Here is a 14164-nt window from a genome sequence, read left to right as displayed (position 1 = left end):
CCGAACTGTGGATCGCCGATCGCAACTTCAGCACCCGGGCGATTCTTGCCGGGTGGCAGCGTCGCGGCAGCGCCTTCATCGTGCGGGAGCACGGCCGCAATCCGAGCCCCAGCGAGCTGGAGCCGTTACGCGAAATGGGCCGGGTCGAAACCGGCATCGTGTACGAGCAAGCGGTCAGCATCCCAGATGAATCGAACGCGCCGCTGGTGCTGCGGCGCATCGAGCTGCATCTGGATGGCGCCACCAAGGATGGTGACACCGTCATCCGCCTGCTGACCAATGTCCCGGCCGCCCATCTGACGGCCGAGGCCGTCGCCCGGCTATACCGGCGACGCTGGAGCATAGAGAATATGTTTCAGCGGCTGGAATCGGTGCTCAACAGTGAGATTCGTTCGTTGAGCCAACCGCGCGCGGCGCTGCTGGCCTTCGGCGTGGCGGCGCTCGCGTATAACGTACTGAGCGTGATTGCGACTGCGACTGCGGTGAGAATCCGGCATGAGCTGGATACCAGCGACATCGATCTCTCACCGTATTACCTCGCCAGCGAAATCCGGGCAACTTATGCCGGCATGATGATCGCGGTGCCGCCCGAGGTGTGGCAGGCCTATGACCTCCTCACCCCAGCTCAGCTCGGTCGCGAGTTGATCAAGATGGCGACGCACGTTGATCCCCGCGCGATGCGCAAACATACGCGGGGACCGAAAGCGCCGAAGAAGAAAGGCTATGTGGCCGGATGCGTAGCACGGCGGCACGTTTCTACCGCCCGTGTCATCAAGGCTGGACGTGTCGTCTAATCACCTTGAAAGGGGTGGGTCTTATGCCCCAGACGTGCCTCATCCTGACGCACAAAGGCGGCCGCTACGAGCTGAGCGTCAAACGCCGGACGAACGAAGCCGGCGAGCAAGTCAATTACCTGGCTGCCGACAGCTTGCAAAGCTATGTGACGGGCCTCTATCGAGCGGCTGGACTCAGGAGCGGATATAGCAGCCACTCTGGGAGGAGAACGTTTGCCAGCCGGCTTCTCGCGCAGGGGCACTCGCTCGATACCGTCCAACTGCTGCTCGGCCACTCCCACTTTTATCATATCTCCCCCTATCTGGAAGTCACCAAACGCGACTTCCGGGAGGCGTGCGCCGCTCTCGATCCCCTCTTTTATGGGGGTTGACGATAATCCCCGTTGGGGATATACGTGACCAGGGAAATTGGACCTTATACATTGGGATAAATGGGATCAAAGCAGAAGCTCTATCCGGCCACCCAGCAGGACTTACTTCGTGGGGCAATGAACCAGCTCGGGATGACGCGCGAAGAGTTCGCGGCACGCCTCAGCGTGTCCAAGCGAACGCTCGACAAGTGGCTCTTACCGAGTGAGTCCTCTGATTTCCGAGGCTTGCCAGAGATGGGCCGCGCATACATCCAGGAAATTCTGGCGTGGCACCACAATTCAAACTCAGTTTCAGGCTTGGTTCGATAGGACGTAAAAGACAACAACAAGAAGGTGAGCGCATATGGTTTGGAATAGGAACCAAAACAGTGGCCCCGGAGAGGGTCTCACGCCGCCGCCGGCACCGACGTAGATAGAGAAGCCGGTAGCTAGACTGGACCCGCGTGCAGAATGTGATCGCTTCCGCGCCACACTGCTGGCCCAGTCGGGCGCAAGCCCGACTTGGGGGACAACGCAGTATGCGATAGCCGAAGCGTGGCAGGGGGGCCGTGCGGGCTGCATCGCAACGTGAACACCGAGAAAAAACCATGAAAAAGAAGATTTTGATCTGTGTTTTGTTAGCGTTGGCAGGGTGCGATAGACAATCAGCTCACTTTCCAGATGGTGTCGTTGGCATTCTTCATGTTGATAGCGGCACTGATTACGTATTCCGGAGCACGCCTACCGAGATCGGCGGCGCATGTGTTGGATGGAACACCGTATCGATTCAGCGCCCAGGTCAGGATTCGACTGGCAAAACCAATTTGATGTGCTGGAAAGACGAGAGCGGCACTTTGCACACAGCAACAGAGCGCGGGGAAAGCCCCACCGTTGGCCCCATGTCTTCTGTTACCACGCCTTACTAGACGATATCGCTAAGGGTTTCGGGTATCAGGCTATGGCGTTTTACCAAGGAAAAACCGAGGCAGGAGAGCCAACATGCAACCGGGTTTCATGAGAACTGTTTTGGCAACGTTCGTTGTTTCGACTGCCCTCCTATCTTCTGGCTGCGCGATCGAGCGAGCGCAGACTGCCACAGCGGCACGATCGGCAATGATCGGCATGTCAAAGGGCGAGGTACTGGCCTGCATGGGAGTGCCGCAGACGAAAGCCGCCGAAAGCAATGTCGAAGTGTGGAGCTACGCATCTGGAAACGGACGAAGCGACACTTACTCGAATGGGTATTCGACAACCAACGCGGCGGCTGCGGGAGTCTCCCAAAGCACGCGCGTAGGGAACACCACGTATGGCGCGGCTGCCGTAGCAGGCAATAGTGACACGAGCAGCTTTGGATTTGCAACGCGCCGGAGCAGATCATGCACCGTCAACGTAGTGATGACGGACGGCAAGGTGTCACGGATGAATTACTCGGGGCCGACGGGCGGTGTGCTAACCCGAGGCGAACAGTGTGCATACGCCGTCGAGAACTGCCTGAAGTAATCGAAAAAGGAAAAAAAATGCTCGAACGCCTCTACGAATTTTTCCTCACCAAGCCTGTTCGTATCTTAGTTTTCGGAAAGGCAGTTCTGTCGTGTGGCTTCGCCTTGCTAATCGCTGGGATGTTCGGTGGCATCGCCACCACCTCAGTAAATTCCATCAAGAGCGTAGGTGGGCGTCAGGTAGCGAACGCAACTCTGGCGGAAGCCTACCCGGCATTTCCAACGTGGTGGATTCCAGAAACCGCTCTCGGCTACATCATTGCTGTGCTGTTGATATGCTCTGGCGTTGCAATTTGTGTCAGCGGCAAAAGATTGATTCGCGTGTTGGGTGACTGATCGCGTTGAAGTAGAAAAATAGGAAAAACTCATGAACGCATCAAGACAGGTTCCGGTACGCTCGGCCCCTGGGAGCAACGTGAGCTTGACTATGCCCGCACGACACAGCGCGCCGGATGGTTGCGACTCGCTCTCACGGCCGCCGAAAAGGCGCTCCTGGTCAGCCAACTGCCACCGGCCGAGTACGCGGCCGGCGCGAACTACGGCCAGCCTGTCGCTTAACGGAAAAGATCACCCTTCAAGACGAACCAGACTCATGCAAATCAAAGCCAGCCTCGTGGTCACCATTGCCTGCCTTGTCCTCGCCGCCTGTCATGAACGTTCTGTGCAGCCTGCCAAGGTCAACTCGGCGTCGTCTGCCGAGGTTAGCCCCGCCGCCACACCGACGCAACCGCAGGAGCCGGCGTATCGCCCCGTCGATCTCAAAGCTAGCGATCTCGATCTACAGCGAGTCAGTCTGCCGCCCGATGAGGTAAGGGATGCCCTGATGCGGTTCAATCCTTGGAAAGGCAAATTTGAAAGCGACGCCGCCTTTGCCAAACGCATGAGGGAGGTTGGTGGCGAACGACTGCTCGATGGGATCAAGATTGGCGACATAGTGGCTTTTCGTATTTCCAAGGCGTCGTTTCAGTATGATGCCAACAAGCAAGAGTGGCGTTACATTGTCAACCCGGCAAGTGTGGGGAGCCGCTTCAGCTACGTAGCTGTCTACGACGACATCCGGCCGTCAAGCGAGTTCTCCAGCTACCGCGACTACTTCGCCAAAAGGGGGATGGACATCACGTTCCGAAAGCAAATTCTCGTAGAAGTGCCGGCCCTCAAAGGCTACAGCGAGATGCAAGGCTTTCTGAAAGCGGGGCAAAGCCAGGCTCGTGATCTGGAAGACTCCATGACGGTGCTTCTGATCGGGAGGATTGAGCCCGCTCGAATTACCCTAAATAGTTACGAGTTCCCTTCGCGCCCGGACGACCACGACATGGTCTTCAAAGATGCACTTGGCTTCAAGCTTGAAGGTGTTTGGCTGGTGGACACACGCAATGGCCACGTTCTCTCCAAGTCATGGAAGGCTCGCAGGGTAGCTTAGCGGTCCGGCCACACCTAGGAAAAGCCGGCATTGCCGGCACATGGTAATACTCAACGTTTGAATGGAGACAATCTATGGCGACAACCATGTACTTTGAAGAAACGATATGCGACCAGGGTAACAAACAGTCGCTGGAAGTTGAACTGGGTCGTTCATCATATTACCCAGAGGACAGTATTTATCTTATCGTGGATGGCAAAACCGTAATAATGGATCGCGCCACTGCCAAACGCTTCGTGGACGCTGTCGTCGCGGTCGGTCATTACCACGGCTTGATTGATTAGCGGCGGGCACGACGCGCGGTCATTCTCTGGCGGTGCTCGAAGCAGGCGAAGGGCTAGGAAATGAATAAAGCGTTCTTGACGAGTCACGACAACGCAGAGAAACCATGGACAAGGACCAGCTTGACGCGGTAGCGGAACCGATCAACGAGCATTGGGCGGAGCAAATGGGCGAGGACGCTCGACCGTTTGTCGAGCCCATTTGGCACGGTTCGATTCTTCCATCTTTGAAGGTGAACGCGCTTGCCGAAAAATGGACCGCCGAGCAGTTCCGCGAGCGATGCATACGCGCCTTGAGGGCAACGGTTGACTTGTTTTACGCCCTGCACATCAATGCAGGTTCCAACTACACGCAGGCGAACGAGAAGCCACGGTATTATTGGGCGCACCAGAACTTCAACATCCTTCGCGCTAATGATGCGACGCGCGGGATGAGCATCCAGAAAGACGAGATGCTGCGTGTCGCGGCTGAATACCTGAGCCATGCCGAAATTCGAACCAATAAATTCGATTGGCTGCTGCTCGATGCAATCGTGTTCGCGGAGCTCGACGCATTTTCCTACCATGTCTCCGGCTTTGCGGTAACGTTCGCTAACGGCAACCCGGCCAAATACTTTGTGCTAGTGATCCTGTTCAAGGTGATCGGCCTTGCCCTGGGATACTTGTTGTTGCCCGCGATCGCATACTTCGCATTTAGCAGGGGGCACGAGACGACAGGTTGGTCCATTGCTGGATTGTGGGTGGTATCGGTCGTGTGGTCGCTCATCGGACTGTCATTTCGATGGAGGACGCGTCGCAAGAACAAGGCTCTCCTGAACCGAATGCTCGACGTGTATCGACTCCTCGGTGACAGCACGATTTCGCCCCGACTCCTGAAGGATAGTCTGGACGGGGCAGCGACGGAGGGTGTGGTGCTTGACGGCGCCGTTTTCAGCATTGTGGACAGGATCATCGCCAGCGACGCGACGGCATTTGTTCCCAGCCAGATCGGATAAACAAAAATGAATCGCGAATCCCTGTACGGCATGAACCCATAGGAAAAGGACATCGGCGTGAGCGAAGATTTGACATTCTCATTGAGCCAGATCGAGGCGATCGCAGACTCTCTTGGCGATACCGCTGACGGTCTGACGGGGACCGAGATTGGGCTGCTGCTCGACAATGCCAGGATCGCTGACGTCGCCCCCGGCATCACGAAACGCAAGCGTCTGCTTAATGCGTTCGTCAACTCGCAGAATCAACTTGGGCATCGCAAGCACATTCTGGCTTTCATCCGGTTCGCCATGAAGCCCGAGCGATATGCACGCAGCCCAGAGCGATTCGAGCCCATGCGGGCGAACCTCAACCGTGGTCTCGTGTTCGCCGGGCTTCAGGTCGAGGAAAGCGGCGAGCTCGTGTCGAGCGAACGAGCGTCGACACTCCCCGATGCGATCCGCAGGGCGAACGACCTGAGGGCGGATCTTACGGGCCGAGGCGTGCATCCGGACATACTGGCGTTTTGCCGCGCAGAGCTGGTCGGGGATAACTATTTCCACGCGGTGCTGGAGGCGACGAAAAGCGTCGCCGCGAAGCCTCGCGACAGGACGGGCCCAACGGACGACGGCGCGGCGCTGGTCGACCGTGCGCTTGGCGGAAATCCTCCCATGCTGGCGATCAACGCGCTGGCCGACGAAAGCCAGTTGAGCGAGCAGCGAGGCTTTGCCAATTTGGTAAAGGGCGTGTTTGGGATGTTCCGGAACACCACTGCACACGCGCCTAGGGTGCTCTGGAGCATGACTAGGAGCGATGCCGAGGATCTGCTAAGCGTGGCTTCGCTGATTCATCGCCGACTGGACGCGGCCGTGATGCCCGCGCGAGTATAGGAAAAGAAGTGGATCAGCATCCCGATGAAGTTGGTCGGCGGTCAGGTTCGCGTCATGTGAATAGGAAATAACTTTTGACAGGAGCGCTTCATGGCATTTGTGCCGCTCGTACTTTTTTTGGTTCTCATGGCGTGGTTTATCAGAAGGGCGTCTTCAGGCAGTACCAGCAAAAAATTTAGACGCCTAGGCGACTTGACAGGCAAGACGCGAACCGAAATTGTGAAAGCTGTGGGGCGCCCGACGTCTGTGTCGAGTGTGCCGAAGGGTACGTTACTCCAATGGCAGGCACGCGGCTACCACATCGCGATTCGTTTCGATGAGGACGGTGTTTTTGACGGCATAGCACATGAGTTTGGACGATAGAAAAAGCTCGGGCCAGGGGCCAACCGGTCGCTGGCATCAGTGGAGAGAGAATCTATGTCGAAGCAACGAAAGTTTACGGCCACGGTCAAGGAGCCTGCCAATCACGCCACGGCCACCGGGTATGGTTTTGCTATCCATCTCGAAGATTTGGATAGCAACCCGAGCTTTTCCGGCCATCGCTTGGCAATCGAATTGCAACCAGAAACGACCGCCGAGCAAGCTGACGAACTCGCGCGGCAATTGAACCGGCTCGGCGTGTCCGTCACGCTGAAGTAGGAGAGGCCGGTTCTGCCGGCGCACATTGAACGGAGTCAATCGCGGCTGAAGCGTCGGCGTAGAATGCATCAAATACAAGGGAGAAGAGAAATGAGCTTCGAAAGCTTGATGAGGGACCGCGTCTCAGTCCTGAAGGCTGATGGCAGCCGCACCGACGACTTGCCCGCAAATGTGACTAGCACGAAGATCTCCATCCATCGTAGCCAACCGCTAATCGAGCCGGGTGATTTGGTCCTGCGCAAGTCATCAAACGGTGCTGAGGAGACATATCGGGTCATCGACCCGAACTTTCGCGAAGCCTTCCACGGCATCCCCGCGCGATACGAGTTGAAAGTTCAAAAGCTCGGCCTTCCAGAAGCTCGGAGCGCTGTGCAGTCGATCACCTATAACGTAACGGGAAGCAATGCTCGTATCAACCATCATTCGATCGACAACTCGACAAACACGGTAGTTGGAAATTCTAGCGTCGGCGAGCAACTGGCAGCGCTTCGCGAAGCTGTGTGCTCCTTGCGCCTACCACCAGGAAAGCAACAGGAAGCCATCGAGATCGCGGACRCCGTCGGTGCGCAGTTCGCCGGGGGGGCTCCAAAGCGCTCGATCATATCTGCACTGCTGGTAGCGCTCCCCCAGGCCGCAAACGTTGCGACGATTGCAAGTGCAATCCTCGCATTTGCGCAGTAGGGCATCGACATCGTTTTGCTAGGTAAAGACGGTGCCCCGCGTGGAAGCTGATCGAACGCAGGTACTCACGCGAATAGAGGCGTTTCTGTCTGAATTACGTGACGTAAAGGAATAGAACAGTCATGGCAAAGGTCTTGTACGGTCTCGCAGCGTTTTGCTTAATCATTGGGGTGATTGACGTGTCAGGTGGCTCACCAGGCTCTCAAAGAGCATTGGAGGCCGGGATCTTGCTTTTGCTGACGCCAGTGCTTGGTATCGCCGGTTTTGCAGTATCTCGAGCATCGACCAAGAGTTGCGCGCATTGCGCGGAGCGCATACGAAAGCACGCCATCAAGTGCAAACACTGTGGCAGCAGGATCGCCTAACACCATGGAAAAGCAAGATGGATCCATCCGATGTTATTGAAGTATTGAAGGCTGCTGAGGCAGCAGGGTGTAGCTTCTACGTGAGTGTGCCAGCCTTGGGAGGCACGAGGACAGCCGCACTGACACCGGAGCAGGTGACTCGGTTCGGGTCGGACAAGCAAACAGTATTTGCGCAGGTCATGGGCCTCACCGTTCCTGAATACGTCGAGTGGTATGAATCGCAAGGTTCGGTGTATTGCTCAGCTCGGACACGGCAAGGGCGCCAATGTCGAAACTTCATTGCCGGCGGGACGGGCCTTGACCCGGAGCAATGGAAGTCCCTCCGAGGGGTGGGCGGCTATTGTTCGACTCACGGCGAATAGGAAAAGTACCTGGCGCGCGAGCGTCCCGCACCGGCCGGTAGCCGGCTCTTGAAACGGAAAACGCGTATGGACCTCGAACAATACACCCGAATGATTGCTGCGATTAATGCTCAGCTTGAGGCGATCGCAGATATTACCCATAGCCAGGCGTGGGCAGGTTGCGCAGATGAATCGAACCCTCATTTCGAAGCCCTCATGCTTCAGCACAAGCGCTTGACTGACTTGTCCGCCAAGCTGACCAATCAGGCTGCGCAAGCACTGGGCATCCGTTGATTGGGCAGTCGCTCCGTCACCTCGCGTACTACGGTAAGAAGGTCGGGAAAGTATATGTCGAACGTCCGAGAGGTTCCGGAGTCCGGTGACCAAATAGAAGCGCTTTGCACGGGAGCGCCCCGCGATCGGCACGTAAGCGATCGGATAGCCATAAGGGTGAAATTGTGATGTCTGTTAGTAGGTCCTCTGTATTCGTTGGTTTGCTGATCGGGCTGTTCATGTCCGCAGAAGCAGCCGAGGGACTTAGCGCGGGGGAGCTTTCCATCCGATGCACCAACGGCCAGGCCATTAAAGACGGGAAGGTGGCCAATCCGCTGGACTCGGCGCTCTGCACTATTACCCTTGCCGCTTACAGGGATGGCTACGTCAACGGTACGTTCAAGGGCGCAATGGCGCCATACCTGCACGATCCTGACGTGTCAGTTGGAGTCAACGGCGTAGCAGACCTTCGGCGCCGCATTGGTCCGGTCTTGGCCACGTCGCGCTGCGGGCTAGACGGAAAAGGCGATTCCCCGGTCAACCGGTTGCGCACCGCCTTCCAGGCTTATGTTTCTGAGCATCCCGATGTCAGCGGTCAGCACTACGGAACTGTCCTGCAGAATGTCATCGATGAGAAGCTGTGCAACAAGTAGGAAAAGAACATGAGACGCACTTTGGTCCATGGTGTGCCCACGGAGGCCACTCCGAAGGCAAAAGGTATATGCGTCAACCCCCTGTGTGCGAGCGAGATGATCGCTCGATGCGGCAGGGTGAAGGGTATGGCACTGGGCTCATAAGGGCCGCCCACCGTGTGATCCATGGTACGAATCCGAGACGCAGTGGCATCGCGATTGGAAGGACAAATTTCCCTCGGAGTGGCAGGAGGTTGTGCATCAGGACTCTGTCACGAGCGAGACGCATGTTGCAGACGTTAAGAACCCGTTCGGCTTGGTCATCGAGTTTCAACATTCCCCGATAGCACCAGAGGAGATGCGATCGCGTGAAGCGTTCTATAAAGAGGTGATTTGGGTCGTGGATGGCCTACGTGGAGACTTGGATCTTTCTTTTTTCCGTATGGGGCTGAGCGGGCCGATCCAGCAGTCTCCCTTGGCATACCAAGTCCAGTGGCTAGGACGCGGCCAGTTGTTAAGAAATTGGGCGGAAGCAAAAGCAAAGGTTTACCTTGATTTCGGTGAGAACGTACTGTGGAGATTGGTCCTATACGACGCGGAGCGAAAGATAGGCGTTGTAGGACCTGTACTGCGTGACGCCTTTATTCGCGATTGCCTAACGGGAAAAGCCATTCATGTAACGGAGAACGGTCCGCAGTTGCCGGCACCACTGATTCAAGTCAAGGGATAGGAAAAGCAGGCCGACGCCCGCGCACAGGTAAACAATTACCGCCACGAACGATAGGGGACTCGAAATGGCACATTCGGAACCGGCAACGCTGGAGGAAGCTCGCAATATCGCTGCTAGGTTGAAAGCAGCGCTTCCTGAGGCCGTGGATGCTGTCAGTCAGGGCATTGATCACAAGACCGTGTTCTACATGCTTGTTGCGCGGGAGTCTTTGCTGCATCGCGTATCCGGGCTTGCGGACGACGCACTATCTTTGATCGATGCCGGCCGACACCTCAGTGCTGCAATTCTCACGAGATCAATGCTCGAGTCGGCCGCGGTACTGGGGTTCTTGTTGCGTAGTTTGGAAGCGTTCGAACGATCGGGCGACGTGCCAGCCTTGTATAAACGGGTTGCGATGGTCGTGGTTGGGGCAGGCACCGGGACCGAAGGAAGCCCCGCTTCCGTCCACGTCTTGGACGCAATTAGAGAGGCAGATAAGCGGTTACCCGTTCCCGGTTTGTACCRCTTATACGAAAACTTGAGCGAATTCGCGCACCCGAACTGGAGCGGCTTGCTCGGCACCTTCGGTACCCATGAAGGCCCTTTGCATGCAATTTCAAGCACGGTCACGGTCGAGGAGGACGGCGTTTCGTATGAGGCGACGTACACCGTTAGTTCCAAAGTCGTTACGGTCAATTCATTCTATGGCTCCAGTTCGACTCAAGTCGGGGGATCTCCGGCCCACTCGGTCGCCCGCATGCTGTTCCGCGAAATCTTGAGGGGCGCAAAAGCACGAGGCGAGCTGTAAGGGAACGGAAAAGGCAATGTCGGACTCCCGCGCGTGCGCCGGCTGGCTGGCCACGGTTGGCCACCGTCATCCTGGCGTGCGCCGGGCTACCTGCCTGGCAGATGAGTGACTTTGAGAACGGGAAAGTGGGTGATGGAGCGGAATACATCCAGACATAAGCGAGCCGATTTCACGCCCGGAGTAAAGGACTCGCTCGCGAGCGCGGCTAATCACCACTGTGTACGGCCAGGCTGCAATCGGCTCACACACGTGTTCGACATCACCACGAGAAAATACGTTCATTTTGGCGCCGCAGCGCATGATGCGGCAGCTTCGGAGGGTGGTCCGCGCCCAGACCATACGATGACCCGGGCGCAACTTCGGGCCTACGATAATGGTGCGTGGCTTTGCATGGGCTGCGCAACGCTCGTGGACGTGCTGTCGGCGCGGTTCCCACCCGGCACGCTGAAGAAGTGGCAGTACGACGCCCATCAGCACTTGGTGAACGTGGCACTCCATCCGATGCCCGCTGCCAATATTCCGTGGCCCACGTCCGTGTCCAACACAAGAAGCTTCTGTGCGCGCCTCCGCAAGGTCGCGCCACAGATGGACTATAGGCGCGTAGTCGCCTTCCCGGACAGTGTGATGTCACTGCTCGAACAACTGGTGCGCGACTGTAACGGGCTGCAAGCGGGCGATCACCCGCTGAGCTCACTGTATGCGCATACAGTGAATGTTCAATTGCGGGTGACGGATGCGCTGCGAGAGATCGTAAAGTACATCCGGGCGGGCGGCGATGGCTGGCACCGTGCATGGCCGGATGGGTGGAATGCAGCCCCTGCGCCTTCGGTGACCTCCGGCGACGACCAAGTGTCGGCGTGGTGGAGCGACGTGCTGGAGGCGCGCTACGACCTGACCGAGTTCTACATGGGGCGGTATGATCACCGCCGACTGGACCTCTGGTAATACGCACGCGCACGACACGCGCGGCCTTGAAAGCCCATCAGCCAACAAGGGCGTGCCTCACGGCACTTGTGACCACGTGAGCAGAGACGGCGCGCATGAATGATTGGCTATAGGAAAAGCCATGAAGCCGACGGATGCGCGGCCCAGTGAGCGACGGCTAGCGGACAACAGCAGATGCATACTGGAAACGCCTCTCCGTGTCGGGCACTATCACAATGGTCGCATCGGCGACGGTCTCGTTTGCTAGTGCAACGAGCACACTAAACAGTCGGCGCACCGTGGTGATAATGTGGATCGGTTCAGTAGTTGACCGAGATGGGGTCGCGAACAGTCATCGGATCGAACGGCGGCAACCGGCCATGAAGGGACCTTCGGCTGATTCGTCAATGAGACATTCAGATGGCAGCTCCACCCAACAAGCGGTCAATCGATCGCTGGGAGTCGGTGTCGCCTCATCGCCTTAGCGGACGCGCTGAATTATCCTGGCGCTATCAGCGTAAGAGCGGATGACGCATGCGCAAGGTTACGCAAGCAGTTCTGGTATATTCTCGCGCAACCTAGGCTAATCAATAGCCTATGCAGGGTTCGGAGCCCCCTCTCTCCGCCAGAGAGCTTTATCTGACGGGCCTTTTGAGGTCCTTTTGCATTTGTTCCCAACTCCGAGCCATCAATAAAAAGTGCTGAGGGCGACCTTGGCCGTTGATTGGAGAAGCCTACATGTTGAGTCCGGCCACCAGGATTGCTCTCTCGACACTTCGACTGCTCTGCGGCGACCAAGGTGCATATTCAAGTGTTGGAACCGGATCGCTATTTGTGTTCCGTCAGGCACCCGACGCACCGGTGATCCCTGTCATTTTGACCAACAAGCATGTGGTTGGTGACTTCACTCGTCTTCAGACTACGATCTCGACGACGTCCAACCGAGAGACTTTGAGAGAGGATTGTTCGGGAGAGGACATCCAGCACCACGTCTACGAAATCATCGATCTACAACAACGAGTAATCCGCCATCCCGATCCGGCGATCGATCTTTGCGCGATATTGTGTGCGCCATTGATTGAACATGCCATTCAGCGTGGACACTTGCGCCACATGTTTCTCGACGAATCATGGCTGCCCGACGCCGAGACGCGAGAGATCATGCGGCCGGTTGAGAGGGTATTGATGGCAGGCTACCCACTCGGCTTATGGAACGAACGGCACAACTTGCCTATCGTCCGGGACGGACTTTCAGCGTCACATCCACTGGTGGATTGGAATGGGCTTCGGCAGTTTGTGATCGACGTTGCGTGCTTTCCGGGTTCAAGCGGATCGCCGGTATTCTTGTACGAAGATGGATGGTACCGGACAAAGCAAGGTAACGCTCCGGGTACGCGTGCAGAGCTGATCGGCTTCCTCTGGGGCGGCCCAACCGCTCCGGCAGAGGGACGTCTGGAGCCGCGTCCGATACCGACCTCAATGCAGGTCCCAGTGATCAATACGATGATGAACTTGGGATATGTTGTGCAAGCTGATGCGGTGCTCGACCTAAAAGCGTTGATGCCTTTTCCGTCAGCCTGAATTAACGGTTATCGCCAGATAGAGTGGCCACAACACGGCGCGCCCTCTGCAAGCAAAGCTATGGCGTCGGCCGGATTTCCCGTATAGATTCGAGCGCGACCTGAGCAGAAAAGATGGCCCGTGCACGGTGCATTTCGTTGTTGTACCAAAGTAGGCTGTCCATTTGCCGCTAAGCCCTTGTTTCTAAAGCACTGCTCAAAAGTGAGCAGAGCACCTTGCACGCAGTCCTCCCGTGCTTCAGACGCCCTACGCGCGCTCCAGAGCGTCCGCAAACTCGCCCCAGAACTCAATCGTCGCGCGGCCGTACGCCTGAATGTCCGCCATCGTTAGATATAGGTCTTCGCCCGACATAGGCCGATAGACGCTTGGGGTATAACGAAACGGCATCGCGGTGAGCTTCCCATTCGCATGATGCGGTTCGAAGAACTCAGGGCGTTGTGCCTTCAGGTTATCGGCGGAGTCGCCATCGGCATGCTTCACGGTGTTCGCTACTAACCGCAATTGGTCGATGCGCGACCACGTTGGCAATTGGGTAATGTCGAAGCCGTTGGCCGCGAGCCGCTTGCGCAGCACTGACAGCTTCAGGAAGTCATTGTTGTGCTCTTCCTTGGGGTGCAAAACTTCCTTGCGGTGGAACGCCAGCAGCTGCTGCTCCCACGTGTGATAGATCATTGGCGCAAACGAATTGACTAGCGACTGCCGGACGGCTTCCATCCCGGAATAATGCGCGTAGCCAGCTTCAAACGCAGATTCGGCCAGCATGGACTCGTCGACTACGTCAGGATCAAGCGGCATCGATACCAGCTCGTTGTACGTCTTCTCCTGAAGCGCGGTTGCTTCAGCTTCGATCCCATCAAACGTCGGAAGCAGACGTTGCTCGAGCACCTGCAGCGTGCGCTCGAGGTGCGACTTGAACATGCTCTGAAAATAGCGGCGCCAGAATGATGCGTTATGCATATTGACCAACTCCCTTTGTGCCTGCGCGTTTCGGATTTCGTATACGTA

Annotated in this window: 17 protein-coding genes; 16 read left to right on the top strand and 1 reads right to left on the bottom strand. The window is 57.0% G+C overall.

Annotated features, from left to right (window positions below):
* From AC1DKD_RS12680 to AC1DKD_RS12605, 16 genes are all read left to right on the top strand, one after another.
* On the top strand, positions 1-794 hold a 794-nt coding region (locus AC1DKD_RS12680), incomplete at its 5' end, for a transposase (RefSeq protein WP_477104755.1).
* A gap of 23 nt (positions 795-817) precedes the next feature.
* Positions 818-1165, top strand: coding sequence for a tyrosine-type recombinase/integrase (locus AC1DKD_RS12675; RefSeq protein WP_477104754.1), 348 nt, complete (start codon positions 818-820; stop codon positions 1163-1165).
* Positions 1166-1752: 587 nt separating this feature from the next.
* Positions 1753-2070 (top strand): hypothetical protein, encoded by a 318-nt coding sequence (locus AC1DKD_RS12670; RefSeq protein ID WP_477104753.1) that lies wholly within the window; start codon positions 1753-1755, stop codon positions 2068-2070.
* Between the two features lie 591 nt (positions 2071-2661).
* Complete coding sequence (locus AC1DKD_RS12665) at positions 2662-2979, top strand: hypothetical protein (protein WP_477104752.1); 318 nt, start codon at positions 2662-2664, stop codon at positions 2977-2979.
* A gap of 256 nt (positions 2980-3235) precedes the next feature.
* Positions 3236-4063, top strand: a complete 828-nt coding sequence (locus tag AC1DKD_RS12660; RefSeq protein WP_477143345.1) for a hypothetical protein — start codon at positions 3236-3238, stop codon at positions 4061-4063.
* A gap of 74 nt (positions 4064-4137) precedes the next feature.
* The gene (locus AC1DKD_RS12655) at positions 4138-4347 is read left to right on the top strand and encodes a hypothetical protein (RefSeq protein ID WP_477103843.1); all 210 of its coding nucleotides are present in this window, start codon (positions 4138-4140) and stop codon (positions 4345-4347) included.
* A gap of 104 nt (positions 4348-4451) precedes the next feature.
* Positions 4452-5339: a hypothetical protein gene (locus tag AC1DKD_RS12650; RefSeq protein WP_477103842.1), complete on the top strand. Its 888-nt coding sequence runs from the start codon at positions 4452-4454 to the stop codon at positions 5337-5339.
* 57 nt (positions 5340-5396) lie between these two features.
* Positions 5397-6206: a TIGR02391 family protein gene (locus AC1DKD_RS12645; protein ID WP_477103841.1), complete on the top strand. Its 810-nt coding sequence runs from the start codon at positions 5397-5399 to the stop codon at positions 6204-6206.
* Between the two features lie 417 nt (positions 6207-6623).
* Positions 6624-6845, top strand: coding sequence for a hypothetical protein (locus AC1DKD_RS12640; RefSeq protein WP_477103840.1), 222 nt, complete (start codon positions 6624-6626; stop codon positions 6843-6845).
* A 90-nt stretch (positions 6846-6935) separates the two neighbouring features.
* A complete protein-coding gene (locus tag AC1DKD_RS12635; protein WP_477143344.1) occupies positions 6936-7526 on the top strand; it encodes a hypothetical protein in 591 nt (196 codons plus the stop codon).
* Between the two features lie 793 nt (positions 7527-8319).
* A complete protein-coding gene (locus tag AC1DKD_RS12630; protein ID WP_477103838.1) occupies positions 8320-8526 on the top strand; it encodes a hypothetical protein in 207 nt (68 codons plus the stop codon).
* A gap of 218 nt (positions 8527-8744) precedes the next feature.
* Complete coding sequence (locus AC1DKD_RS12625; RefSeq protein ID WP_477103837.1) at positions 8745-9158, top strand: hypothetical protein; 414 nt, start codon at positions 8745-8747, stop codon at positions 9156-9158.
* 235 nt (positions 9159-9393) lie between these two features.
* A complete protein-coding gene (locus AC1DKD_RS12620) occupies positions 9394-9867 on the top strand; it encodes a hypothetical protein (protein ID WP_477143343.1) in 474 nt (157 codons plus the stop codon).
* Positions 9868-9931: 64 nt separating this feature from the next.
* Entirely contained in the window at positions 9932-10654 is a 723-nt protein-coding gene (locus AC1DKD_RS12615) for a hypothetical protein (protein ID WP_477143342.1), read from the top strand.
* Between the two features lie 249 nt (positions 10655-10903).
* Complete coding sequence (locus AC1DKD_RS12610) at positions 10904-11599, top strand: hypothetical protein (RefSeq protein ID WP_477103818.1); 696 nt, start codon at positions 10904-10906, stop codon at positions 11597-11599.
* 717 nt (positions 11600-12316) lie between these two features.
* Complete coding sequence (locus AC1DKD_RS12605; RefSeq protein ID WP_477103817.1) at positions 12317-13159, top strand: trypsin-like peptidase domain-containing protein; 843 nt, start codon at positions 12317-12319, stop codon at positions 13157-13159.
* 246 nt (positions 13160-13405) lie between these two features.
* On the opposite strand, the gene AC1DKD_RS12600 is transcribed toward AC1DKD_RS12605, so the two are convergent.
* The gene (locus AC1DKD_RS12600; protein WP_477103816.1) at positions 13406-14116 is read right to left on the bottom strand and encodes a hypothetical protein; all 711 of its coding nucleotides are present in this window, start codon (positions 14114-14116) and stop codon (positions 13406-13408) included.
* Positions 14117-14164 lie beyond the last annotated feature (48 nt).

The sequence above is a fragment of the Cupriavidus sp. 05T313 genome, from assembly GCF_056396665.1.
This window is presented reverse-complemented; position numbering and strand designations above follow the sequence as displayed.

What these genes read in the sequence shown, in the direction of transcription:
- AC1DKD_RS12640 (WP_477103840.1), top strand. Translation starts at nt 6,624, where the DNA reads ATGTCGAAGCAACGAAAGTTTACGGCCACGGTCAAGGAGCCTGCCAAT.
- AC1DKD_RS12605 (WP_477103817.1), top strand. Translation starts at nt 12,317, where the DNA reads ATGTTGAGTCCGGCCACCAGGATTGCTCTCTCGACACTTCGACTGCTC.
- AC1DKD_RS12625 (WP_477103837.1), top strand. Translation starts at nt 8,745, where the DNA reads ATGTCCGCAGAAGCAGCCGAGGGACTTAGCGCGGGGGAGCTTTCCATC.
- AC1DKD_RS12630 (WP_477103838.1), top strand. Translation starts at nt 8,320, where the DNA reads ATGGACCTCGAACAATACACCCGAATGATTGCTGCGATTAATGCTCAG.
- AC1DKD_RS12675 (WP_477104754.1), top strand. Translation starts at nt 818, where the DNA reads ATGCCCCAGACGTGCCTCATCCTGACGCACAAAGGCGGCCGCTACGAG.
- AC1DKD_RS12660 (WP_477143345.1), top strand. Translation starts at nt 3,236, where the DNA reads ATGCAAATCAAAGCCAGCCTCGTGGTCACCATTGCCTGCCTTGTCCTC.
- AC1DKD_RS12600 (WP_477103816.1), bottom strand. Translation starts at nt 14,116, where the DNA reads ATGCATAACGCATCATTCTGGCGCCGCTATTTTCAGAGCATGTTCAAG.
- AC1DKD_RS12665 (WP_477104752.1), top strand. Translation starts at nt 2,662, where the DNA reads ATGCTCGAACGCCTCTACGAATTTTTCCTCACCAAGCCTGTTCGTATC.
- AC1DKD_RS12650 (WP_477103842.1), top strand. Translation starts at nt 4,452, where the DNA reads ATGGACAAGGACCAGCTTGACGCGGTAGCGGAACCGATCAACGAGCAT.
- AC1DKD_RS12655 (WP_477103843.1), top strand. Translation starts at nt 4,138, where the DNA reads ATGGCGACAACCATGTACTTTGAAGAAACGATATGCGACCAGGGTAAC.
- AC1DKD_RS12670 (WP_477104753.1), top strand. Translation starts at nt 1,753, where the DNA reads ATGAAAAAGAAGATTTTGATCTGTGTTTTGTTAGCGTTGGCAGGGTGC.